At 71.2% G+C, this 23,588-nt stretch carries 26 protein-coding genes; 12 read left to right on the top strand and 14 right to left on the bottom strand.

Annotated features, from left to right (window positions below; translation table 11 throughout):
- The 7 genes from murC to lpxC all read left to right on the top strand — a co-directional run bounded on the left by murC (position 1) and on the right by lpxC (position 8,026).
- Complete coding sequence (gene murC, locus G472_RS0118620; protein WP_029009580.1) at positions 1-1,425, top strand: UDP-N-acetylmuramate--L-alanine ligase; 1,425 nt, start codon at positions 1-3, stop codon at positions 1,423-1,425.
- 14 nt (positions 1,426-1,439) lie between these two features.
- Positions 1,440-2,357 (top strand): UDP-N-acetylmuramate dehydrogenase, encoded by a 918-nt coding sequence (gene murB, locus G472_RS0118615; RefSeq protein ID WP_035692993.1) that lies wholly within the window; start codon positions 1,440-1,442, stop codon positions 2,355-2,357.
- The gene (locus G472_RS38920) at positions 2,357-2,530 is read left to right on the top strand and encodes a hypothetical protein (RefSeq protein ID WP_156927172.1); all 174 of its coding nucleotides are present in this window, start codon (positions 2,357-2,359) and stop codon (positions 2,528-2,530) included. Before murB ends, G472_RS38920 begins: the two co-directional genes overlap by 1 nt.
- Before the next feature lie 127 nt (positions 2,531-2,657).
- On the top strand, positions 2,658-3,590 hold the full coding sequence (locus G472_RS34180) for a cell division protein FtsQ/DivIB (protein WP_029009578.1): 933 nt from the start codon (positions 2,658-2,660) through the stop codon (positions 3,588-3,590).
- Between the two features lie 28 nt (positions 3,591-3,618).
- Positions 3,619-4,887, top strand: a complete 1,269-nt coding sequence (gene ftsA, locus G472_RS0118600; protein ID WP_029009577.1) for a cell division protein FtsA — start codon at positions 3,619-3,621, stop codon at positions 4,885-4,887.
- Between the two features lie 179 nt (positions 4,888-5,066).
- Positions 5,067-6,761 (top strand): cell division protein FtsZ, encoded by a 1,695-nt coding sequence (ftsZ, locus tag G472_RS0118595; RefSeq protein WP_029009576.1) that lies wholly within the window; start codon positions 5,067-5,069, stop codon positions 6,759-6,761.
- A gap of 329 nt (positions 6,762-7,090) precedes the next feature.
- Positions 7,091-8,026 carry a UDP-3-O-acyl-N-acetylglucosamine deacetylase gene (lpxC, locus tag G472_RS34175; protein WP_051341004.1) on the top strand — a complete coding sequence of 312 codons (936 nt, stop codon included), beginning with the start codon at positions 7,091-7,093 and terminating at the stop codon, positions 8,024-8,026.
- A gap of 75 nt (positions 8,027-8,101) precedes the next feature.
- Here lpxC and G472_RS0118585 read toward each other — a convergent pair whose 3' ends face one another.
- From G472_RS0118585 to G472_RS0118530, 12 genes are all read right to left on the bottom strand, one after another.
- Positions 8,102-8,620 carry a GNAT family N-acetyltransferase gene (locus G472_RS0118585; RefSeq protein WP_035692991.1) on the bottom strand — a complete coding sequence of 173 codons (519 nt, stop codon included), beginning with the start codon at positions 8,618-8,620 and terminating at the stop codon, positions 8,102-8,104.
- On the bottom strand, positions 8,608-8,901 hold the full coding sequence (locus tag G472_RS0118580; RefSeq protein WP_029009574.1) for a type II toxin-antitoxin system TacA family antitoxin: 294 nt from the start codon (positions 8,899-8,901) through the stop codon (positions 8,608-8,610). The genes G472_RS0118585 and G472_RS0118580 overlap by 13 nt, the downstream gene beginning before the upstream one ends.
- 121 nt (positions 8,902-9,022) lie before the next feature.
- Complete coding sequence (locus G472_RS0118575; RefSeq protein ID WP_029009573.1) at positions 9,023-9,340, bottom strand: HigA family addiction module antitoxin; 318 nt, start codon at positions 9,338-9,340, stop codon at positions 9,023-9,025.
- An 8-nt stretch (positions 9,341-9,348) separates the two neighbouring features.
- A complete protein-coding gene (locus G472_RS38225) occupies positions 9,349-9,630 on the bottom strand; it encodes a type II toxin-antitoxin system RelE/ParE family toxin (RefSeq protein WP_211100213.1) in 282 nt (93 codons plus the stop codon).
- Positions 9,631-9,848: 218 nt separating this feature from the next.
- The gene (locus tag G472_RS34170) at positions 9,849-10,571 is read right to left on the bottom strand and encodes a TerC family protein (RefSeq protein WP_051341003.1); all 723 of its coding nucleotides are present in this window, start codon (positions 10,569-10,571) and stop codon (positions 9,849-9,851) included.
- Between the two features lie 457 nt (positions 10,572-11,028).
- Positions 11,029-12,102 (bottom strand): glycosyltransferase, encoded by a 1,074-nt coding sequence (locus G472_RS0118560; RefSeq protein ID WP_029009572.1) that lies wholly within the window; start codon positions 12,100-12,102, stop codon positions 11,029-11,031.
- A gap of 80 nt (positions 12,103-12,182) precedes the next feature.
- Complete coding sequence (locus G472_RS0118555) at positions 12,183-13,100, bottom strand: glycoside hydrolase 5 family protein (protein ID WP_029009571.1); 918 nt, start codon at positions 13,098-13,100, stop codon at positions 12,183-12,185.
- Between the two features lie 3 nt (positions 13,101-13,103).
- Entirely contained in the window at positions 13,104-13,895 is a 792-nt protein-coding gene (locus G472_RS0118550) for a TIGR04290 family methyltransferase (RefSeq protein WP_029009570.1), read from the bottom strand.
- Positions 13,895-14,635, bottom strand: coding sequence for a sugar phosphate nucleotidyltransferase (locus G472_RS34165; RefSeq protein WP_035692990.1), 741 nt, complete (start codon positions 14,633-14,635; stop codon positions 13,895-13,897). Before G472_RS34165 ends, G472_RS0118550 begins: the two co-directional genes overlap by 1 nt.
- 41 nt (positions 14,636-14,676) lie before the next feature.
- A complete protein-coding gene (locus G472_RS0118540) occupies positions 14,677-15,765 on the bottom strand; it encodes a CgeB family protein (RefSeq protein ID WP_029009569.1) in 1,089 nt (362 codons plus the stop codon).
- Positions 15,762-16,376: a histidine phosphatase family protein gene (locus G472_RS34160; RefSeq protein ID WP_051341002.1), complete on the bottom strand. Its 615-nt coding sequence runs from the start codon at positions 16,374-16,376 to the stop codon at positions 15,762-15,764. The genes G472_RS0118540 and G472_RS34160 overlap by 4 nt, the downstream gene beginning before the upstream one ends.
- A gap of 13 nt (positions 16,377-16,389) precedes the next feature.
- A complete protein-coding gene (locus G472_RS0118530; RefSeq protein ID WP_051341001.1) occupies positions 16,390-17,499 on the bottom strand; it encodes an inositol-3-phosphate synthase in 1,110 nt (369 codons plus the stop codon).
- A 246-nt stretch (positions 17,500-17,745) separates the two neighbouring features.
- Between G472_RS0118530 and G472_RS0118525 the strand changes: the two genes are divergently transcribed.
- Both G472_RS0118525 and G472_RS0118520 read left to right on the top strand, forming a co-directional pair.
- A complete protein-coding gene (locus G472_RS0118525; RefSeq protein ID WP_029009567.1) occupies positions 17,746-18,132 on the top strand; it encodes a hypothetical protein in 387 nt (128 codons plus the stop codon).
- 27 nt (positions 18,133-18,159) lie between these two features.
- The gene (locus G472_RS0118520) at positions 18,160-18,579 is read left to right on the top strand and encodes a secondary thiamine-phosphate synthase enzyme YjbQ (protein ID WP_029009566.1); all 420 of its coding nucleotides are present in this window, start codon (positions 18,160-18,162) and stop codon (positions 18,577-18,579) included.
- 10 nt (positions 18,580-18,589) lie between these two features.
- Here G472_RS0118520 and G472_RS0118515 read toward each other — a convergent pair whose 3' ends face one another.
- Positions 18,590-19,873: a lytic murein transglycosylase gene (locus G472_RS0118515; RefSeq protein WP_029009565.1), complete on the bottom strand. Its 1,284-nt coding sequence runs from the start codon at positions 19,871-19,873 to the stop codon at positions 18,590-18,592.
- Positions 19,874-20,088: 215 nt separating this feature from the next.
- On the opposite strand from G472_RS0118515, the gene G472_RS0118510 reads away from it, so the two are divergent.
- From G472_RS0118510 to G472_RS0118500, 3 genes are all read left to right on the top strand, one after another.
- Entirely contained in the window at positions 20,089-20,385 is a 297-nt protein-coding gene (locus G472_RS0118510; protein ID WP_029009564.1) for a hypothetical protein, read from the top strand.
- Positions 20,382-21,137, top strand: a complete 756-nt coding sequence (locus tag G472_RS0118505; protein WP_029009563.1) for a DUF72 domain-containing protein — start codon at positions 20,382-20,384, stop codon at positions 21,135-21,137. Before G472_RS0118510 ends, G472_RS0118505 begins: the two co-directional genes overlap by 4 nt.
- A 74-nt stretch (positions 21,138-21,211) precedes the next feature.
- Positions 21,212-22,513 carry a hydroxyacid-oxoacid transhydrogenase gene (locus G472_RS0118500; protein WP_035692988.1) on the top strand — a complete coding sequence of 434 codons (1,302 nt, stop codon included), beginning with the start codon at positions 21,212-21,214 and terminating at the stop codon, positions 22,511-22,513.
- A 4-nt stretch (positions 22,514-22,517) separates the two neighbouring features.
- Here G472_RS0118500 and G472_RS0118495 read toward each other — a convergent pair whose 3' ends face one another.
- Positions 22,518-23,582: a DUF4340 domain-containing protein gene (locus G472_RS0118495; protein WP_029009561.1), complete on the bottom strand. Its 1,065-nt coding sequence runs from the start codon at positions 23,580-23,582 to the stop codon at positions 22,518-22,520.
- Positions 23,583-23,588 lie beyond the last annotated feature (6 nt).

The raw sequence follows: 23,588 nt of genomic DNA, 5'->3' as shown, positions 1-23,588 counted from the left end.
ATGCGCGCGCTTCCCCTGACCATCGGTACGATCCATTTCGTCGGCATCGGCGGCATCGGCATGTCCGGCATCGCCGAGGTGCTGAAGAACCTGGGCTACGCCGTCCAGGGCTCCGACATCGCCGACAACGCCAACGTCAAGCGGCTGCGCGGGCTGGGCATTCCCGTGGCGATCGGTCACCGGGCCGACAACCTGGGCTCCGCCGCGGTGGTGGTGATCTCCTCCGCCGTCAAGCGCGACAACCCCGAGGTGGTGGCCGCCCGCAACGCCATGGTCCCGGTGGTGCGCCGCGCCGAGATGCTGGGCGAGCTGATGCGCCTGAAATGGGCGATCGCCGTCGGCGGCACCCACGGCAAGACCACCACCACCTCGATGATCGGCACGCTGCTGGAGCACGCGGGGCTCGACCCCACGGTCATCAACGGCGGCATCATCAACGCCTACGGCACCAACACGCGGCTGGGCGAAGGCGACTGGATGGTGGTCGAGGCGGACGAGAGCGACGGCACCTTCACCAAGCTGCCCGCCTGCATCGCCGTGGTCACCAACATGGACCCCGAGCATCTGGACTTCTACGGTACCTTCGATCGCGAGCGGGACGCCTTCGACACCTTCGTCCAGAACATCCCCTTCTACGGCTTCGCCGCCCTGTGCATCGACCATCCGGAGGTGCAGGCGATGATCCCGCGCGTCTCCGACCGCCGGATCATCACCTACGGCTTCTCCCCCCAGGCGGACGTGCGCGCGGTGGACGTGACGCTCGGCACCGACGGGGCGATCTTCGACGCCCTGCTGTCCGACCGCCACACCGGCGAGACGCGCCGGCTGGCGCGCATCCGCATGCCCATGTTCGGCGGCCACAACGTGCAGAACGCGCTGGCGGCCATCGCCGTCGGCCACGAGATGGGGCTGAGCGACGAGGTCATCCACGGCGCCATGGCCAAGTTCACGGGCGTGAAGCGCCGCTTCACCCGCACCGGCATCTCCAACGGCATCACGGTGATCGACGACTACGGCCATCACCCGGTGGAGATCGCCGCCGTGCTGAAGGCGGCGCGCACCGCCGGCACCGGGCGCACCATCGCGGTGGTGCAGCCGCACCGCTTCACCCGCCTGGCCAGCCTGTTCGAGGAGTTCTGCACCTGCTTCAACGACGCCGACGCGGTGGTCGTGGCCGACGTCTACTCCGCCGGCGAGGCGCCCATCGAGGGTATCGACCGCGATGCCCTGGTGGAGGGTCTGCGCATGCACGGCCACCGCCACGTGGTGCCGCTGGCCCGGGCGGAGGATCTGGCCGGCATCATCGGCGGCCTGGCCCGTCCCGGCGACCTGGTGGTCTGCCTGGGCGCCGGCAACATCACCCAGTGGGCGAACGCCCTGCCGGCCGAGCTGGACACCCTGTTCGCCGCCGGGCGGACGGCCTGAGAACGGAACCGGCCATGACCCACCCCCGCCTCATCGACCGAATGCCCGCGTGCCGCGGCCGGCTGACCGCCGACGCGCCGCTGGCCAGCGTCACCTGGTTCCGCGTCGGCGGCCCGGCCGAGGTGCTGTTCCGTCCCGAGGACGCGGACGACCTCGCGGCGTTCCTCACCGCTCTGCCGGACGACGTGCCGGTGACGGTGCTGGGCGTGGCGTCCAACCTGCTGATCCGCGACGGCGGCATCCCCGGCGTGACCGTGCGCCTTGGCCGCGCCTTTGCCGAGGTGGAGGTGGCGGGCACCACCATCGCCGCCGGGGCGGCGGCGCTGGACGTGAACGTGGCGGCGGTGGCCCGTGACGCCGGCCTGGCCGGGCTGGAGTTCCTGTCGGGCATCCCCGGCACCATCGGCGGTGCGGTGCGCATGAACGCCGGCGCCTACGGCAGCGAGATCAAGGACGTGCTGCTGTCGGCGCGGGCGCTGGACCGCCGGGGCAACGCCCACAGCTTCTCGGCCGAGGCGATGGGCTTCCGCTACCGCGGCACGGCGGTGCCCGACGATCTGATCTTCGTCGGCGCCATGCTGCAGGGCTATGAGGACGAGCCGATCGAGATCCAGCGCCGCATGGCCGAGATCGCCGGTCAGCGCGGCGAGACGCAGCCGGTGCGCGCCCGCACCGGCGGGTCCACGTTCAAGAACCCGCCGGGCGGCCGCAAGGCGTGGCAGTACATCGAGGAAGCCGGCTGCCGCGGCCTGCGCATGGGCGACGCGCAGGTGTCGGAGAAGCACTGCAACTTCCTGCTCAACCTCGGTGCCGCCAGCGCCGCCGATCTGGAGGCGCTGGGCGAGGAGGTCCGCCGCCGCGTGCGCGAGACCTGCGGGGTCGAACTGGAATGGGAAATCAAGCGATTGGGCATTGCCAGGGGAGTCGAGTGATGGAACGCGCGTTCATGGTTCACGGCGGTGCGGACGACCGCATCGAGCGCCTGCTGGACGAGGCCGTCGCCCCGGTCGCGGAGCGATCCCGCCCGGCGGTGCCGCGCCGCCCCCACCTGCCGCCGCGCCGCAACCCGCTGATGGCCCGCCCCGGGCGGGACGCCGCGCAATGATCGACGCGCGCACGCACGCCATCCCGCCGCACCGCGGCCGGGGCCGCGCCGGGCGGACTCGTCCGGCGGCGGTCCCGGCCGGAGCGGCCGGCGTGCTGCGCGCATGCCCCGGCCGGGAGATCGCCCGATGACCGCCCGCACCGCCTCCGCCGCGCCGCGCCCGCGCGCGCGCATCGAGATGCCGCCGCCGCCGCGCGCCATGGCGCACGCGGCGCAGCGCGGCAACCGCCGCCGCGCCTGGCCGCGCTGGACGCGGCCGATGCTGCGCTCCGGCCTGGCGCTGCTGCCGGTGGCCGGCCTGTTCACCGCCGCGTTCTGGATGTGGCAGGCCGGCACCCTCTCGGCCGCCACGGCCCGGGTGCACGACGCCGCCGTGGCGCTGAGCGCCGAGGCCGGCTTCGCCCTGGCCGACGTGGTGGTGGACGGCCGCGAGGAGACCGAGCCGGAGGCGATCCTGCGGGCGCTGGGCATCAACCGCGGCGACCCCATCCTGAACATCGACCTGGTCGCCGCGAAGGAGCGGCTGGAGGCTCTGCCCTGGGTCGCCGCCGCCTCGGTGGAGCGGCGCCTGCCCGACATCCTGTTCATCCGCCTGACCGAGCGCCACCCCATGGCGATCTGGCAGCACGACCGCCGGCTGACCGTCATCGACCGCGACGGCCGGCCGCTGGCCGACGCGGTGGAGATGGCCAGCCGCGGCAACACCCGCATCGAGACGCTGCCCCACGTGGTGGGCGCCAACGCCCCGGACCGGGTGCCGGGCCTGCTCGCGGCGCTGGAAAAGGTGCCGACCCTGCACCGGCGCGTCGCCGCCGCCACCCGGGTCAGCGACCGCCGCTGGGACCTGACGCTGAACAACGGCGTGCTGGTCAAGCTGCCGGAAGAGGACATGGAAGGTGCGCTCCACCACCTCGCCGAGATGGATGCGCAGAACGGGGTGCTTGACCGCGACATCGTCGCCGTGGATATGCGGGTGCCGGACCGGGTGGTCCTGCTGACCCCGACGGCGGCGGTGCCCGACGACTCCGCCAAGAAGAAGAAGGCGGGGAACAGGACATGAGCGTCAACGAGGCCAGGGGGATTTGACGATGGGGTTCAGCGGCGGCAAGAAGCCGAAGCGCCCGACCCGCGGCGGCATCGTCGCGGCGCTGGACGTCGGCTCCACCAAGGTGTGCTGCTTCATCGCGCGGGTGGAGGACGCCGGCACGGTGCGCGTGATCGGCATGGGCCACCAGCTCGCCGCCGGCGTGCGGGCCGGCGCCATCATCGACATGGAAGCGGCCGAGACCTCCATCGGCGCCGCCGTCCACGCGGCCGAGCAGATGGCCGGCGAGACGATCCGCGACATCGTCGTCAACGTGTCCGGCGGCTATCCCACCTCCCACGCCTTCAACGCCGAGGTGTCGGCGCCGGGGCAGGAGGTGACGGACAGCGACGTGCGGCGGGCCCTGGCGCACGCCCGCGCGTTGCAGATCGGCCCCGACCAGGCGCTGATCCACGCCATTCCCGTCGGCTTCATGCTGGACGGCAACCGCGGCATCCGCGATCCCCGGGGCATGTACGGCGACCGGCTGGGCGTCCAGGTCCACGTCATCACCGCGTCGGCCGGTGCGGTGCGCAACCTGCACACCTGCGTCGCCCGCTGCCATCTCGACATCGAGGCGCAGGTGGTCAGCCCCTACGCCTCCGGCCTCGCCTGCCTGGTGGAGGATGAGATGGAGCTGGGGGTCGCCTGCATCGACATGGGCGGCGGGACCACCACCATTTCGGTCTTCTTCGAAGGCAACATGGTGTGGACCGACTGCATCCCCGTGGGCGGCGGCCACGTCACCAACGACATCGCCCGCGGCCTGACCACCCCGGTCGTCCACGCCGAGCGCATGAAGACGCTGTACGGCAGCGCCATGGCCAGCGCCGCCGACGAGCGGGAGATGATCGAGGTGCCCCAGGTCGGCGAGGAGGAGCGCGGCAGCGCCAACCAGGTGCCCCGCTCCCTGCTGGTGCGCATCGTCCAGCCGCGCCTGGAGGAGATCTTCGAGCTGGTGCGCTCGCGCCTGGAGCAATCGGGCTTCGCCAAGCTGGCGGGGCGGCGCGTCGTGCTGACCGGCGGGGCGAGCCAGCTTCCCGGCACGCGCGAGCTGGCCCAGCTCATCCTCGACAAACAGGTACGGCCCGGCCGGCCGACCCGCATCGCCGGACTGGCCGACGCCGCCGGCGGTCCGGCCTTTTCGACGGCCGCCGGCCTGCTGATCCACGCCGTCCGCCACCCCGCCGAGCTGCCCGTGTCCGGTCACGAGACCGCGCACGCTTCGGGCCTGTGGGGGCGCGTCGGCCTGTGGCTGAGGGAGAACCTGTGATGGTGATCCCCGACCCCAACGCGTTTTTCAGTCCCCCGCCGCCTCTTGCGTCCCCCGGACGCAAGGGGATGGAGCGGCGGGGGCGGTCCTGCCGGAAGACGCCTTAGCACCTCTGCCGGAACCAACCGGCGAATCGACGATAGAGCGACAAACGAAATTGGAAGGTTGTGGAGGCTAACATGATCAACGTCAGCATTCCCCAGATCGAGCCCGAACTGAAGCCGCGCATCACCGTCTTCGGCGTCGGCGGCGCCGGCGGCAACGCCGTCAACAACATGATCAAGTCGAACCTGGAGGGGGTCGACTTCGTCGTGGGCAACACCGACGCGCAGGCGCTGAAGGGCAGCCTGGCGGAGAAGTGCATCCAGCTCGGCAACACGGTGACCCGCGGTCTGGGCGCCGGCTCCAAGCCCGACGTCGGCCGCGCCGCCGCCGAGGAGCAGATGGAGGAGATCGCCCAGCACCTGGAAGGGGCGAACATGGTGTTCATCACCGCCGGCATGGGCGGTGGCACGGGCACCGGTGCCGCACCGGTGATCGCCCGGTGTGCGCGCGAGCGCGGCCTGCTGACCGTCGGCGTGGTGACCAAGCCCTTCCACTTCGAGGGCGCCCACCGCATGCGGCTGGCCGAACAGGGCATCGCCGAGCTGCAGCAGTACGTCGATACCCTGATCATCATCCCCAACCAGAACCTGTTCCGCATCGCCAACGAGAAGACGACCTTCGCGGACGCCTTCAAGATGGCCGACGACGTGCTGCATTCCGGCGTGCGCGGCGTGACCGACCTGATGGTCATGCCCGGCCTGATCAACCTGGACTTCGCCGACATCCGCTCGGTCATGACCGAGATGGGCAAGGCGATGATGGGCACCGGCGAGGCGACCGGTGAGCGCCGCGCCATCGAGGCGGCGGAGGCGGCCATCTCCAACCCGCTGCTGGACGACGTGTCGATGAAGGGGGCACGCGGCGTCCTCATCAACATCACCGGCGGCTATGACATGACCCTGTTCGAGGTCGACGAGGCGGCCAACCGCATCCGCGACGAGGTCGACCCCGACGCCAACATCATCTTCGGCTCGACCTTCGACAGCTCCATGGAAGGCACCATGCGCGTGTCGGTGGTCGCCACCGGCATCGACGCCGCCGCCATGGCCGCACCGCGCCCGGCCCAGCCGGTCAGCCTGTCGGTGGTCTCCGACCGCACCCGCAAGCCGGGCGGCATCCCCGGCCTGGCCGCCGCCGCTCCGGCCGCCACCGCGACCGCCCCGGCGGCTCCGGCCGCGACCGGCGCCATGACCGCCACCGCGTCGGCACAGCCCCTGAAGAACCAGCCGATCACCACCGCCGCCACCGCCTACGCGCTGGAAGCCCCGCTGGCACAGCCCGAGGCGGCGCCGGTCCAGGGCTACGCCGCCGCTCCCGCGGAGCCGGCGCCGCAGCCCGCCCCGGCGGTCCAGGTGGAGCAGCCGGCCGCCGCCCAGCCCCGCCCGGCCGCCGGCCCGGTGACGGCGGAGCGCCGTGACGGCCACTTCATCGCGCCCAAGCCGGTCGATCCCGGCCCGCGCCCGACGCTGACCGCCGGTCCCGCCCCCGCCCCGGCCCCCGTGCCCGAGGCGGCGGACGCCGGCCGCAAGCGCATGTCGCTGTTCAACCTGGTGACCGGCCTGGGCCGCCGCCGGGACGACACCCCCGAGGCGCCTGCGGCCGCTCCGACGGTCCATGCCCCCGCCGCCCCCGCGGTTTCCGCCGCCGCTCCGGCCGCTGCCCAGCAGCCGCCGCGCATCGGCATCGAGGCCACGGCGCAGCCGAAGATGGCCCCGCACGACGAGGACGTGCTGGACATCCCGGCGTTCCTGCGCCGCCAGGCCAACTGACCGAGGTCCTTCCTCCAAAGGACCCCGCCGGCACCGGCCACCCGGTGCCGGCGGGTCGAGCACAACCTTCCCTTTGACTTGACCTCCGGAGCGCCCCGGCGCCTCCGGAGGTTTTTTCGTTGTCCCATTTATTGTACGCGGAACCGACATTCTCCTTCGCCGCGCACCCCTGCGGGACCTGCAACATTTCGTAATAAAGAGTGATTTGTCCTCTCCCGCCCCCGATGTTACCTCGTAAGCGTGGTCGTGCCCCGGTGCGGCCGCCCGCCCGCCGGACCGGAGACACCGGCGGACGCGGACACTCCCGACGACAAGAGCAGGTAAACGCCGTGACCCACATCCGCGCCACCTCCAACGGGCTGTTCCAGCACACGCTGAGGAGCGCCATTCACACCAGCGGCATCGGCCTGCACTCCGGCTCCACGGTGCGCCTGACCATCGCGCCGGCTGACGCCGGCACGGGCATCACCTTCATCCGCACCGACAAGCGGGGCGACGCGGCGCTGATCCCGGCGGCCTGGGACGCGGTGGCCGACAGCCGCCTGTGCTCGGTGATCGCCAACGCCGACCGCAACACGGTCGGCACCGTGGAACACCTGATGGCGGCGCTGGCCGGTTGCGGCATCGACAACGCCGAGGTGCGCATCGACGCCGGCGAGGTGCCGATCATGGACGGCAGCTCGGCCCCCTTCGTGGCGATGATCGAGCGCGCCGGCCGTCTGGAGCAGGCGGCCCCCCGCCGTGCCATCCGCATCCTGAAGCCGGTCTACGTGACCGAGGGGTCGAAGGTTGCCAGCCTGGTCCCCGGCGAGGGCACGACCTACAGCTTCGAGATCGACTTCGACAACGCGGTGGTGGCCCGCCAGACCGCCAGCTTCGACCTGGTCCCCGGCTCGTTCGCCGAGTCCATCGCCCGCGCCCGCACCTTCGGCTTCCTGCACGAGGTGGACGCCATGCGCCGGGCCGGCCTGGCGCTGGGCGGCTCGCTGGACAACGCCATCGTCATCGACCGCGACCGCGTCCTCAACGAGGACGGCCTGCGCTTCGAGGACGAGTTCGTGCGCCACAAGATCCTGGACGCCGTGGGCGACCTCTACCTGGCCGGCGCGCCGATCATCGGCCACTTCCACGGCTGCCGGTCCAGCCACGCCCTGAACAACAAGCTGCTGCACGCGCTGTTCGCCGACCGTTCCGCCTGGTGCTACGACATCCCGGCCGCCATCCTGCCGGCCTGGAGCGATTGCCCGGCGCGGGCCGTTGCCTGATCCGTCTCTCCTCCCCAAACTGCAAGACGCCCTCCCCGAGCGATCGGGGAGGGCGATTTGTTTGACGGGGCGGCTTCAGAGGCTGGCGCGGATGGCGTCGATGGTGACCATCAGCGTCCATTCGCCGACGGGCGATGGCCGGAAGCCGTATTGGCGGTAGAAAGCGGCTGCCCGGTCGTCGATGGCGTGGACGAGCACGGCGCGCACGCCGACGGTGTCGGCAACCTGCAGGCAGCGTTTCAGCGCGTCCTGGAGGAGGACTGCGCCGTTGCCCTGCCCCTGATGCGAGAGGTCGACCGCAAGGCGACCGAGGAGTAGCACAGGGACGGGGTCGGGCATCTGCCGCCGCACCGGACCGGCGGCGTCGGCACGCCGAACCGCCCCGGTAGCGAGAGCGTAATAGCCGCGAACGACGTCACCGTCGCAGATGACGTAGGTTCGCGAAGCGCCGGAGCGCTGGTTGGGAAGGGCCCACTCGTGGAGCCACGCGTCCAGGGACGGAGCACCGCTGCGAAACGGGAGGGTGTTATGTGATGCTGTCAGGGATACCGGGGCTAACAGCCGCCCCGGCCGTGGGTCTGCTATGTCGACCATGGAGGTGACTTTCTCATCAGAGTCTGAAGTTTCTTATTCTCCTGCGGCGGTTCGTCCAGGAGTTCGATGAACTTGCGATACCGCTCCTCGTCGAGATCAAACAGGCGCTGGTCAAGCAGCACCTCTTCCGCCGCTCGGGACGCCGCTTCCAGGATGAAGTCGGTGCGTGTCTTCCCGAGGATCTGTGCGGCCCGATCAACGAGATCCCTCTGCCGCTTCGGGGCGCGAAGATTGATAACGGTAGAGCGGTCGTCCGAACGGTCGGACGCATACTCCGTCATTGGACTGACTCCTCTGCCATCAACGTGTTGACAATGAGTATACAGACCTGTGTTGACAATGTCAACACAGCCTCCGATCGCATGCAGCAGGACGTGCGGAAATTCTAAGCCGATTGACAGGTCAGGCCGCTCTGCCAACGTGCGGCAGGGGCTGGATGGCATCCAGGACGTGCCCCAGTTCGGCACGCGCCTTCTTCGTTTCGAATAGGCTCTGCAAGTTGGTCCAGTACCCGGGGTCCGTCCCGAACGCCTTGCCGAGGCGAAGCGCCATGGGAGCGGTGATCCGCCGTTCGCCGTTCAGAATTTCCGTCACCGCGTTCGGTGGAACGCCCATGTGATCCGCGAAGCGGCGGGCGCTCATCTCCAGCGCCTCCAGTTCGTCGCAGAGGATCTCGCCCGGGTGGATCGGCGGAAGGTCGTCGGTAGCCGGATGGGTCATGACGGGCCTCAATGGAAATCGGTGATTTCGACGTCGTAGGCTTCGCCCGGGAGCACCAACACGTCAGCACCGGCGGGAATGCCTCCGCCGGCCGCCCAGCGCAAACACACCGCCATTGGGCGTTGATCCGGATGCTGCACTGCCCGATGCGGTCGCCCCCCCGGTGCCTCGAAACGATTCAACGGCGGATGGCGCAGGTCGACGAGCCGCGTCGCCGCCTGGAGCTTCGTCAGTGCCTTCGCAGCCTTATGGTCGAACGCCCGGAACTCCTTGACCCGTTTACCGGCCATGAAGTCGGACGTCCGCTTGTCCTTACAGTTGCGTATCGGGATCGGGTTCCTCTTGAACCGGCTCCTCAGGGAGGCGCATCCGCCAAGAGCGATCCTCCTCAAGTTCGAAATCCCGCTGCCTCGGGAAATCGATCGGCCGGCCGAACGCTCAGGCATGACAACCCCCACCCCCCCACGCACAGCGTGGGGCGGATGGGGGCGGGGTCAGCGGACGGCCGTCAGGTGGTCTCGTGGGCTTCCTGCGCGACCTCTTCCTCCTGGACCCGGCCGGCGGCGGCGCGGCGGGCCAGGAGGTGGCCGGTGGCGACGACGGCGATGGCGCCGATGATCGGGGCCGCCGTGTGCAGCCAGTTGGCGTTCGCCTCGATCCAGTGGTGCACGGTCGGGTCGGTGACCATGACCTCACCGGCGATGTAGCCGAGCAGGGCCGCGCCGAAGGTGACGATGATCGGGAACCGCTCGATCATCTTCAGGATGAAGGCGGAGCCGAACAGGATCAGCGGGATGCTGATGAGCAGGCCGAGGATGAGCAGCACCACGCTGCCATGCGATGCCGCGGCGATGGCGATGACGTTGTCCAGGCTCATCACCACGTCGGCGATCACGATGGTCTTGACCGCGGCGAACAGGGTCGTGCCGCCGGACATACCGCCGTGGCTCTCCTCCTCCGGCATGATCAGTTTGACCGCGATCCACAGCAGCAGAAGACCACCGGCGATCTTCAGGAAGGGAATCGCCATGAGATACACGATGAACGTCGCGAAAATGACACGCAGGGCGATGGCGGCACCGGCCCCCAGCACGATGCCCATCTTCTTCTGGTGATCCGGCAGCGAGCGGCACGCCAGCGCGATGACCACCGCGTTGTCGCCGCTGAGCAGGATATCGATCCAGATGATTTGAAGAAGCGCCACCCAGAAGGCGCTGTCCGTGAATTCCATTGTCCTATCCCTCGTCCAGGTTGGCCCGGACACGACGGACGCTGCCCCCGGCTCCCCGAAGCCGGAGGTGACGCTCACGCGGCGGCACGCGCGGGAAGGATCGGACGGGACCACATCCGATGAACATGGTCATCGGATCCTCCAGGTGCGTTCCGGCCCGTCGGCCAAAGGCATGTGAAGGTATCCGACATCGCGGTCGACGGCTCGACCGCCAGAGGGGCCCGGATCCGGTTCTGGTATACAGCATGCCTAATGCCGCGTCCACTGATTTTCCCGAACTCAATTATCAGTGGTCCCAGCCTTTGACAGTGTCGCCGGACGGCAGCCGTCCCGGCGCAAAACCGCCGATGTAATAGTGAGTGCCGCCGGTCGGCGCCAGTCCATAATGCGCCGCAGCACGGCCTCGCCCACCCGGGCGGTGCGCAGCCGTCGTATGGCAGCCTTGAGAGAACCGCCGTCAGGCGGCTCCGACGGTGGCCGCGGCGGGAGCGGCCTGGCCGGCGGCAAGCCTCTCGTACAGGGCGAGATAGCGCTCCACCGACCGGTCCAGCCCATGGCGCGCGCGCGCCGCGGCGCGGCAGGCATCGGGGTCGATGCGCTCGGCCTCGGCGATGGCATCGGCCATCTCGCGGACATCATTGACGAGGAATCCCGTCACCCCCGGATCGACCACGTCGACGAGGGCGCCCGACGGAAAGGCCACCACCGGCGTGCCGCAGGCCAGCGCTTCCATGGCCACCAGCGAACCGGTCTCGGCCACCAGGCTGGGGGCAAGCAGACAGCGCGCGGCCCCCAGCATCCAGCGTTTGCGGGCAAAGCCGACGGGACCGAGGAAGCGGCGCCGGACACGGTCCAGGCGCGGCTCGATGGTCTCGCGGAAATACCGCCGGTGTTCGGGATAGGGCTGCACCTCCCCGGCCAGCAGGAACTGGATGTCGGCCAGCGCCGCGGCGTCGAGCGCGTGGTGAAATCCCTTTTCCGGGCAGATCCGGCCGAGTCCGACGGCGAACCGCCGCTTCGGGATGCGGATGGCCAGCCGATCCACGGGAACCCCGTTCTCGATGGGGTCGAGCAGCCGCAGGTCCGCCGGCGCGCCGCGCACCTGCGCGCGCGACACGCCGTGCAGATGGGTGTCCGGCCGCGCCGGAGTCAGCGCCGCCGGGGGATAGTGGTCAAGCGGCAGGTGCAGCGTCACCAGTGCCGGCGGTCCCGGCGGCGGCAGATAGGCGTGGAAATCGACGCCGTGCAGGTGCACGAGGTCGACCGGGTGGCGCTCCAGCGCCTGCGCCACGGCGGCGCGCACGCGGGCGTGGACGGCGGCCCGTACGGCGTGATCGACGACACCGCGCACCCGCGGGACCGGCAGCAAGGTGCCGGCAACGGCGGAGCCCTCGCAGGCGATCACCAGCGAGGTGTGGCCGCCGCCCGCCAGAGCCCGGTCGAGCGCCGCCACCACCTGCTCCGCACCGCCCACCGAATCGGGCCCGACGGCGTTGAAGGGATAGGCGACGGACAGTACCGTCAGGGTCATCGCACACCCTCCGTTTCCGGTGCGGCCGGGATCTCATGCGCCGGGAGCCGCCGCGGCCGTTTCGTCATGGCATCCCCCGGTCAATCCGCCGCCGCCGCGGTCAGGCTCCGGGCGGGCGCGTAGCGGTGCACCATGTCGGCGCAGAAGCGGGCGAACTCCTCCTTCACCTGCGGCGGGCTGGTGTGGTGGGGTTCGATGCCGCGGTGCTCCGGCGTGAAGCAGAAGGTGACCGTGACGTCGAAGTCGGCCAGGGCCTCCATCTGCCGGTCGAACCAGTCCAGCGCGCCGTCGCGGTAGCTGTCGGCCCAGGACAGGCCGGTGCGCAGGTGGGTGACACCCAGGTCCTTCATGCGCGCCACCGCCTCGTCCAGGCGGTGGTCGCGGAAGTGGAACCACTGGCACAGCCCCATGGCGGGGGCGAACCTGCGGAAGGTGCGGTAGGCGGGCTTCTCGGTGCCGTCCTCGCGCACCAGCCCCATGTAGAAGTGCCGGTAATAGCTGGACCCCTCGGCCTCGCGGTGGCGGGTGGTGGCCGGCCAGGCGCGCGGCAGGTCGAACAGGCTGTACCAGTGGATGCGCGGGGCGCGGCCGATCAGCAGTTCCGCCGTGCGCTGCAGGCCCCAATCCTGCACCTCCTCCGCGCCGAAGGTGCTGACCCCCACCTCGGACACCCACAGGGGCCGGTCGGTGACGGCCCGGATCTCATCCAGCTTGGCCGGCCACTCGTGGATCTGCCAGTGGTTCCAGTCCAGCGGGAAGCCGTGCACCGCCACCGCGTCCACCGCGTCCAGAACCCCCTGCCCCTTCATGTTGGCCATGAATCCCGCGTCGATGGGCGAGATGCCGCCCAGCACCCGGGGCAGGCGGGGATTGGCCGCGGCGATGGCGTCGGCGGCGCACTTCACCATGTCCGCGAACCGCGTCCACTCCGGATCGAGCTGGAAATCCCAGTGGGACTTGTTGTTGGGCTCGTTCCAGAGCATCACCGCTTCGATCATGCCTCAGTCCTCTCGGTTGGGGCCGGGGGCGGACCCGGAAGACGGATACACCGGCGTCGCCCACGCGGAGCGGTCACCGACACGGCAGACGAACACCTCCTCCTCGGGATGGTCGATCACCCGGAAACCGGCCGAGCGCAGCATGGCCTCGGCGCCGGCGCGGTTGGGAATCCACCAGTTCGTTTCGTCGCCGCAGTACCTGTTCTCGACGAAAACCATCCGCGGGTAACCGGGGCGTTCGAAGTGATCCGTCTCCCAGAAGTGGTAGTCGTCGCGAACGGGCTCCACATCGGACGCACCGCGCATCATCGACTGGAACACCACGAGATCACCGGCCACGTGTTCGCGGATGAGGTCGAGCGCCAGCAGCGGGTGGCGCAGGTGGTAGAACACGCCCATGAACAGCACGAGGTCGAAGCGTTCGCCGAGTTGCGCCACGTCGTAGACCGACAGCCGGCGGAACTCGATGTCCGCTCCCGACACTTCGGCGGCGAAGCGGGCCTGGGCCAGATAGGCGTCGTCGTAATCGACGCCGACCACGCGCGCCGCCCCGCGACGCTTCATCTCGATGGAGTAGAAGCCGCCGTTGCAGCCGATGTCGAGCACGCTCATCCCCGACAGGTCCTGCGGGATGGCATGGGCGAAGCGCTGCCACTTCACGCGCGGGTAGTCGCCGAGGAAATGGTCGGGCGCGGTCTGCACGCCCTTGAGGTCGATGTTGTGGAACCACTGCCCGAGTTCGCGAACCCGGCGTTCGATGGCTTCCGGTGTCAGCACGCCGTTCTCCCCCGTCATCACTCTGCGGCCTCCGGAAGCGCCCGGCTGAGCAGGCCGATGGCCGCGCGGTATCCCCGGACGGTGCCGACGTCCACGTAGGAGGTGCCGGCGCGCACCGCCACCGCTTCCCCCCCTTCATCGATGTAGGCGTTGACCAGGGTGCCGATGTACTCGTCCCGTTCGCCCCGGCCGCGCCACAGGGCGTGCAGGTCGTGGAACACGCGCCCCGGCATCTTGAACGCCCCCCAGATCCAGCGCGTGCCCGCATCGAGGTGTTTCACCCGGATCTCCCGGACACGGCCGGCCTCGTCGGTCACCACCGCATCGAACAGCTCCGGCCGGTCCACCGGGAACAGCAGAAACGACAGCCGGTCGTCGGGCAGCGCCGCCAGCGCGTCCTCGGGGAACCACACAGTGTCGGGCAGGCCGATCATCACCGGCTCCGACGGGTGGATCAGGTGGTGCGCGCGGAACAGCGCGTCGCACAGCCCGCCGGGGCGCGGCTGCACCACATAGGCGAAGTCGGCCCCGTCCAGCCGGTTGCCGTAGTATTGCAGGATGTCGAATTTCCCCGGGGCGATGACGAAGGCGATCTTGTCGGCCCCACCGCGCAGCATTCGCTCCACCAGATATTCGCTCACCGCCCGCGGCCGCTCGGTGCCGTTCTCCAGGCGACTGCCGACGGGCAGCAGCTCCTTGGAGAAGGCCAGCGGCTGTATGCGCGTGCCGCTGCCGGCGGCCGGGATGATGCCCCACATGGCTCGGGATGCTCCTGCTGCGCGAGGATGAAAGGAACCGGTCAGCTCTGCCCGCCCGCCGCCGGCCCGCCGCACTGGTCGAGCAGGTTGCGCAATTCGGCCACACGGTGCTCGGCGGTGTGCTCGGCCAGCGCCCGTTCCCGCGCGCGACGGCCCAGACTGGCCAGATGGTCGCGCGGCAGCGACATGGCCGTGGTGACGTCATCCGTCTCCCTGGCCACCAGGATCTCCCGCCCCGGCTCGAAGAAGCTCTCCAGCCCCTCCCAGGCGTCCGAGACGATGGCGGTGCCGCAGGCGGCCGCCTCGAACAGGCGGCCCGACGGGCACCACCCCATGCGCTTCATGGCCGCCCGCGTGACGTTCAGGGTCAGGGTGGAGGACGCGAAGAAGGCGGGGTGCTCCGACGGCGGCAGATGGCGGACGAAGAAGATATTCTTCGTCCACGGGAAGGTGTCGGGATACTGGGCGCCGCCGATCACGAAACGCCGCCGGGTCAGCCGGCGCGCCGGTTCGACGAAAAGCTGCTCCACCGCTTCCTGGCGGTCGGCGGCGTAGGTGCCGAGGTAGGAGAGGTCGGCCATGTAGTCCTGCACCGCGTCGACCGGCCGGTGCACCTCAGGGTCGACCCAGCCGTACAGCGGCCGGGCCAGCCGCGCCCCCAGCCGGTCGCGCAGCGCGTCCAGCGCCGCTCCGCCGGTGTAGCTGAGCACCAGGTCGAAGCCGCCCAGCCCGTCGGCGGGCAGGTAGTCGGGCCGCTCCCCGGCTTCCAGCCGCGCCAGGGTCACCGGCGTGTCCAGATCGTAGTAGACCTTGCGCGCCGCGTTCGAGGCCAGCACCAGCGCCGCAGCCGCCGCACCGTCCGGACAGTAGGAGGTCACCATGGCCACGTCGGCGTCGGCCACCTCCCGCTCCGCCACTGCGGATGCCCCGGTCCAGTCGCGGTACAGCACCAGGTCGCCGCCGGGAATCTCGCCGTAGTCGCGCGCCTCGGCGTAGTAGGGCACGTCGCGCTCGAAGAACACCACCCGGTGCCCCCGCCGCGCCAGGGCTTTGACCAGCCCGCGCCACAGCGTGGCGTGGCCGTTGCCCCAGGAAGAGCTGATGGTCAGCCCGAAGATGACGAACTTCATGGTCCCGCCCCGATCTTGCGGTCATCGATGGAAGCATTGACGTGCAGGACCCGCGGGCCCCATCCGTCCACCGATAGAACACTGATGGCGGCGGGCGAGACTTCAATACGCAGAAACAAATCGATGGGTACCCCGAGGTAATACGCCAGGACGGCCCGAATGGGATCCCCGTGCCCGACGACCACGTGGACCCCGCCGGGATCGTCGTCGCACAGGCGGTTGAGGAACCCGACGGCCCGCGCCTGCACCTCGGCGATCGTCTCGCCGCCGGGCGCCCGGACCCGCGACCGGGCGCCGTTCCAGCGCCGCCACTCCGGATCCTCCTCCAGATCCGCGAAGCTGCGGCCCGACCAGGCGCCGAAATCCACCTCCAGCAGGGCATCGGCGGTGCGCAGTTCCAGGCCGAGCGCGTCCGCGACGGGGGTTGCGGTCTCCACGGTCCGGCGCAGCGGGCTCGCCCACACCGCATCGACGCGCCGGCCGCGGTAATGACGGGCAAGCGCCGCCGCCTGAGCGCGGCCCTCCTCGTTCAGCGGCACGTCCAGGCGTGCGGCCAGTCCGCGGCCGATCCAGTCGTGATCCCCGTGGCGGATGAGGTGGAGCGTCGTCATGCCGGCACCCCGCTCAGCAGGGATCGCCGGACAGGATGAAGCGTTCGGTGCGCAGACGGGCCTCGGCGTCGGTGAACTGGACCGGGGGGGATTTCATGAAGTAGGCGGACGGCCCCTCCAGCGGCCCGCCGATGCCGCGGTCCAGGGCCAGCCGGGCGCAGCGCACCGCGTCGATGACGACACCGGCGGAGTTGGGGCTGTCCCACACCTCCAGCTTCAGGTCGATGGCCATGGGAACCCCGCCGAACGCCGTGCCTTCCATGCGGATGTGGCACCATTTGCGGTCCTCCAGCCACGGCACGTGGTCGGACGGGCCGATGTGGCAGTCCCGCCCGGCCATGGGCCGGCCGAGCTGGCTGGTGACGGCGCGGGTTTTGGAGATCTTCTTCGATTCCAGCCGCTCCCGCTCCAGCATGTTGAGGAAGTCGGTGTTGCCGCCGAAGTTGAGCTGGTAGGTGCGGTCCAGGCGCACGCCGCGCTCGCGGAACAGGTTGGCCAGCACGCGGTGCACGATGGTGGCGCCGACCTGCGATTTGATGTCGTCGCCGATCAGCGGCACCCGCCGCTCGGTGAAGCGGCGGCTCCAGGCGGGGTCGGAGGCGATGAAGACGGGGATGCAGTTGACAAAGGCGCAGCCGGCCTCCAGCGCCTGTTCGGCGTACCAGCGAGTCGCCTCCTCCGACCCGACCGGCAGGTAGGAGACGAGCACGTCGGTGCGCGTCCGCTTCAGGACGGCGGCGACGTCGACCGGTGCCGCGTCGGATTCCGGAACCTCGTCCTTCAGATAGCGGCCGAGCCCGTCCAGCGTCGGCCCGCGCAGCACCGGCACGCCCAGGTGCGGCACCTCGGCAAAGCGGACGGTGTTGTTGGGAGCGGCGGCGATGGCCTCCGACAGGTCGCGGCCGACCTTGGCGGCAGCGACGTCGAAGGCGGCGGAGAACGTCACGTCGCCCACGTGGTAGCCGCCGAGGCGCACATGCATCAGCCCGGGGACGTCGGCGTCGTCGGGCGTGTCCCGGTAATGGTGCACCCCCTGGACCAGGGACGAGGCGCAATTGCCGGCACCGACCAGCGCCACCCGCACCCCGGCGCCGCCGGCCGGACCCTGTCCCACACCCGTCATCCCCGCCACCCGCTTGTTCCGGTCACCGATCCCCGAGGCATTCCCGGGGTGAACGAAGCATGGGCCGGGCGGTTCCGCCCGTCACCCGGTGCGGATGGGCACCCCCAACCGGGGCAGGAGAAAGGTCAATCGGCCAAAGGTCCGGGGCGGCCACCCGGCCAAGCCGCTTGTATCCGCCGGTTGCCGGTGGAACAATCCGTCCACCTGCGGTTCAACGCCCCACCAGCCGAGAGAGAGACCCTGCCGATGCGCACCCTGCTCCTCGCCGCCGTCGTCGCCGGCATGACCCTGCACGCCCCCGGGCACGCCATGGCCCAGACCACCCCGGTCGAGCCGGCCCCGCCGCCTGCGGAAACCTACAGCGCCGACGCCGTGGTGGCGGCGACCGCCGCCGGCATCATCGGCGGGCTGGTGATCGCCTACTTCATGCCGCCGGGCGCGCTGATCGCCGCCGGGAACGGCGTCGCGGCCGGGCTGGGCGCCGCCGGGGCCGCCATGGGCCAGGGGCTGACGGCCGCGGGCAGCGCGCTGGGCCAGGGGATGACCATGGCCGCCGGCGCCGTCAGCCGCGGCGCCGCGACGGTCGGCGGCTGGATGGGCGGCGCCGCGGCACCCGCCGCGACAGCCCTGTAAGGACGCCTCCGGCACCCCCGTCGCGCCATGCCCCAGTCCATCACCACGCTCACCGTCGAAACCCGCGGCCAGGGACTGGTGGAGATCACCGCGCCAGTGGCCCGCTGGCTGGCCGGCCGGCGGTGCGGGACGGGGTTGCTGACGCTGTTCTGCCGCCACACCTCGGCGTCCCTGGTGATTCAGGAGAACGCCGACCCCGACGTGCGCACCGACCTGGAACGCTTCTTCAAGCGTCTGGTGCGTGAGGACCCGGCGCTCTACGAGCACACGGCGGAAGGGCCGGACGACATGCCGGCCCACATCCGGGCCGCCCTGACGGGCGTCCAGCTCTCCATCCCCGTCGAGGACGGACGGATGGTGCTGGGCACCTGGCAGGGCATCCACCTGTTCGAACACCGCACCCGCCCGCACAGCCGGCAGGTGGTGCTGCACCTGCTGGCGGATTGAACGGGCGGCATCAGGAGGCGCGGCGCAGCCGCTCCAGCAGGCCCTTGGTGGCGAAGCCGTCGGGCACCAGGCCGGCGGTGGCCTGGAAGCGGCGCAGGGCGTTGCGGGTGTTGGCGCCGATCAGCCCGTCCACCGGGCCGGGCTCGAAGCCCAGCGTCGCCAGGCGCTGCTGCACCTCCTCGCGCTCCTCGCGGGTCAGCGGCTGCTCGTGGCGCGGCCAGCCCGCCCGGATGCCCTCGCGACCGGCGATGCGGTCGGACAGGACCGCCACCGCCAGGGCGTAGCTGGTGGAGGGGTTGTAACGCATGATCGCGCGGAAATTGTCGCGCACCAGGAAGGCCGGGCCCTGGTGGCCGCCCAGCACCAGGATCGCTGCGGTCCCCTCACCTTGCAGCGCCGCGCCGCCGGCGCCGCGCACGCCCAGGCGCCGCCATTCGGCGATGGGCTTGGTGATGGTCAGCTCCGCCTCCTCGTAGGGGAAGCCGGACGGCAGCACCACCTCCTGCCCCCAGGACTCGCCGGTCTTCCAGCCGTTGGCCTTCACGAAGCGGGCGGTCGATCCGAAGACGTCGGGCAGGCTGCCCCAGATGTCGCGGCGGCCGTCGCCGTCCTCGTCCTGAGCGTGGGCAAGGAACACGGTGGGCATGAACTGGGTCTGCCCCATGGCCCCGGCCCAGGAGCCGGTCATGCGGTCCGGCGCGATGTCGCCGGATTGCAGGATCTCCAGCGCCGCCAGCAGCTCGCGCCGGAAATAGTCGGCGCGGCGCCCCTCGTAGGCCAGCGTGGTCAGGGCGTCGATCACCGAGAAGCCGCCGGTCTGCCGGCCGTAATCGGTCTCGATGCCCCAGAAGGCGACCAGGATCTCCGGCGGCACGCCGAACTCGCCGGACACGCGGTTCAACAGGCGGGCGTTCTCCTGCAACCGCTCGCGGCCCTGGCGCGCCCGCTGGTCCGATACGGCGCTGTCCAGATAGGTCCAGACCATGCGGTTGAACTCCGCCTGGTTGCCGTCAAGCTGGCGCACCCGGTCCTGCAAGCGGACATTGGCGAAGGCCCGGTCGAAGGTGGCGGCGCTGACGCCGCGGGACAGCGCGTCGCGCCGCAGCTCGGCCAGCCAGTCCCGGAAGCTCTGCGGCTTGCGTGCCGGCACCTGCACCGCCGACGCGGCGGCAGTCGCCGTGCCGCCGGACCCGGTGGCGGTGGCGGCCTCGGGGGCGGTCCCGGTCGTCTGGCACCCGGCCAGAACGCCGGCAGCGAGAAGGACGCGGACGGAAAGGGAACTGATCGGACGCATGCGCCTTGCACCGGTGGTGGTGGATGGACCGCAGGTTAGGCATGCCGGGGCCGGGGCTCAACGGGCAAAAGCGGCCGGGGACCGCCACCGCCCCGAAACATTGCGGAATCGGGCCGGAGTCCCCATATGATCACTCAGCCGGCCAGGGCCGCCCCCCCCCCCCCCCGAAAGACATCGTGTTTACCAATGCGGAGCGCGGCTCCGCTCGCACAGCCATGCCGTATCTTCCAACCATCGACATCACGCCGCAGATTGCCCTGCTGCTCCGGCACGGCGCCTTGCGCCTGCAACCGGGGCAATGGGTCAGCGGGGAGAAGGGCCGGGGCCGCTACCTGCGCACCGACCCGCGCACCGGCGTCACCTACGTGAGCTGGGTGCGGCCCGGCGACGACTGGCAGTCCGCCGCCGGCCGGTTCCGGCGCGCCTGCCGCAAGGGATTCGTCGGCAAGTACCGGCCCCTCTATGAGGCGGAGAAGGAGCGTCGTCGGCGCGACCGCGCGGCGGCGGCGTGACCGGCGCCGCCGCACACCCGATCCATCTGGGCACGGCCGGCTGGTCGGTGCCCCGGGCGGTGGCCGACGCGTTCCCCGGCGACGGCACGCACCTTCAGCGCTACGCCCGCATCCTGCCGGCGGCGGAGATCGACACCTCGTTCTATCGACCCCACAAGCCGGACACCTACGCCCGCTGGGCCGCCGCGACGCCGCCGGGCTTCCGCTTCGCCGTCAAGCTGCCCCGCGCGGTGACCCACGAGTGCCGGCTGGTCGACGCCATGGCCCCGCTGGACCGCTTTCTGGGAGAGGCCGGACGTCTGGGCGACCGGCTGGGGCCGCTGCTGGTGCAGCTTCCCCCGTCGCTGCGCTTCGACGCAGCCGTCGCCGACGCCTTCTTCACCGACCTGCGGGCACGGTTTTCCGGCGACGCGGTGTGCGAGCCGCGCCACCCCTCCTGGTTCGTGCCCGCGGCGGAGCGCCTGCTGGCGGAGCACCGCGTCGCCCGGGTCGCCGCCGATCCGTCCCCGGCACCCGGGGCCGACGTGCCCGGCGGCTGGGACGGGCTCGTCTACGTGCGCCTGCACGGATCGCCGGAGATGTACCGCTCGGCCTACCCGGCGGCCGCCCTGGACCGCATCGCCACGCTGCTGCGCGCCGACGCGGCGCTGCGGCCGGTGTGGTGCATCTTCGACAACACCGCATTGGGCCACGCCACCGCCGACGCCCTGGCGATCCGCGACCGGCTCACCGCAGGGTGGCCGAGCGTATGAGTTGACGGCCCCCCGACTTCGCGCTCCCATGGCGGAAACGGGAGTTTGCGAACAATCAGCGGGAGGAACCGATCATGCCCCAGCCCTTCCCCATCGACCCGCAGGGCGAGCGGGGCTTCACCGTAGAGGCCGCGGCCATGAAGTTCGGCCCCGGCATGCTCGCCGAACTGGGCCTTGACGCCCGGTCGCTGGGGCTGCGCCGGGTCGCCGTGTTCACCGAACCCAACGTGGCGGAGACGCCTCCCTTCCGGTCGGCGGTGGACAGCCTGCGGCGGGAGGGGGCCGATGTCGTGCTCTTCGACGGCTGCCGGGTGGAGCCGACCAGCGCCTCCTTCCTGGAGGCTGCCGCATTCGCCCGCGACGGCGCCTTCGACGGCTTCGTGTCGATCGGCGGCGGATCGGTCATCGACACCGCCAAGGCGGCCAACCTCTACGCCACCCACCCCGCCGATTTCCTGGCCTACGTCAACAAGCCGCTGGGCGAGGGCCGGCCGGTGCCGGGGCCGGTGCGGCCCCACATCGCCTGCCCCACCACCTGCGGCACCGGCAGCGAGACCACGGGCGTCGCCATCTTCGACCATGTGGAGCGCCGGGTGAAGACGGGAATCTCGTCCCGCCACCTGCGCCCGACCCTGGCGGTGGTCGACCCGACGACCACCTACAGCCTGCCGGCGGGCGTCGTCGCCTCGACGGGCTTCGACGTGCTGACCCACGCCATCGAATCGCACACCGCCCGCCCCTTCCGCACCCGGCCGCGCCCCGACGGCCCGGCGGCACGGCCGCCCTACCAGGGGGCCAACCCATGGTCGGACATCGGCAGCCTGGAAGCGATCCGTCTGGGCGGCCGTTACCTGGAGCGCGCCGTCGCCGATCCCGGGGATCACGAGGCGCGCGATGCGCTGATGTTCGCCGCGACGCTCGCCGGCCTCGCCTTCGGCAACGCCGGGGTGCACATCCCCCACGCCATGTCCTATTCCGTCGCCGGCATGAACCACGCGTTCCGCGCCGCCGGCTATGAATCGGCACCGCCCATGGTGCCGCACGGCCTGTCGGTGGTGCTGAACGCACCCGCCGCCTTTCGCTTCACCGGACCCGCCGCCCCCGATGCCCACCGGCGCGCCGCCGCCGCGCTGGGCGCCGACCCCGGCGGCACCGGGCCGGAGGAAGCCGGAGCGGCGCTCGCCCACCGGCTGATCGCCCTGATGCGAGCAACCGGCCTGCCCAACGGCCTGTCGGCTCTCGGCTACGGGGCGGCGGACATCCCGGCGCTGGCCGCCGGCGCCGCCGCGCAGCAGCGCCTGCTGTCCATCGCCCCCTGCCCGGTGGGCGAGGAGGAGTTGCGCGCCCTTTACGCCGACGCGATGGTGTACTGGTGAGACGTTATCCCTCCGCGAACGCCTCGGGGCGGCGGCGCAGGGGATCGGCGGTGGAGCGCAAGACGCGGTAGGCCCAGCCGGAATGGCGCGCCTGCCAGTACTGCGCCTGGGCCTGCGCCGCCTCGGGCGATGGCAGCGCCGGATGGGCAGGGGCGGCGTCCGGCGTCACCGCCGCCGCGTCATAGGCGGCGGCGATGGTGATCCAGTCGGCATCGTCCCGGCGGGCTGTGCGGACCGTCAGCACCACCCCGTCGAAGGTGCGGATGATGGCGGTCGCCGCGTCGGCGAACAGATCGGGGTCGGCGCGCCGCACATCCTCGAACGAGACATAGGCGAGCGCCCCGACGACCTCCTCCACGGCTGACGCGCGCGGCTCGGCACCGCCGGGAAGGCCCTCGGCGGTGAAGGTGCGGGTCTGCGGATCGGGCCGGCTGACGGTCACCGCGCTGCCGTCGGACTGGCGGATCTCCACCGCCATCACCCGGTCGCGCGGTATCTGCGGCATGCGGCGGTCCAGCCAGCGCAAAGGGTCGCTGTCGGGCGGCACCACCCGGCCGCGGGCCAGCCACGACCGCTCCTCCCCCGCCCGGCGGACATAGTGGGTGCCGCCGCCGCCCGGCGTCGCGGACGCCGTCTTGCCCAGCAGCAGCGACGCCAGGGGCTTGCCGTCCACCCCCTCCAGCACGACGGCCGTGGAGCCGGCGCCCGGCCCTGCGTCCTCCACGCCGATGCGGGGGTAGAGATCGGCCAGGGCGGTGCGCGGCTCCACCGCCGTCATGTCCGCCAGGGCCACCACCAGGCCCTTCACCGCGTCCATATCGGCGGGATAGCCGTCCTTGTCCGCCACCACCCACGCCCCGTCCGCCGCGCGGGTCACGCCGACCCGGCCGCGGGACGTGGCAATCTCCAGCCGGGCCACGTCGTTGATCCGCTCCTTCAGGCCGGGGAACAGGGTACCGGCGGCGGCCGCGTCGACGCCGGTCGGCCCGGTGCGGGTCACCGCGACGGCCGCGGCGGCGACGGTGACGGCGGTCACCAGCGCCAGCACCGCCAGGGATGTGTTGCGCATCGCGTC

Origin of the sequence: Azospirillum halopraeferens DSM 3675 (genome assembly GCF_000429625.1) — a bacterium.
GTDB lineage: Bacteria > Pseudomonadota > Alphaproteobacteria > Azospirillales > Azospirillaceae > Azospirillum > Azospirillum halopraeferens.
This window is presented reverse-complemented; position numbering and strand designations above follow the sequence as displayed.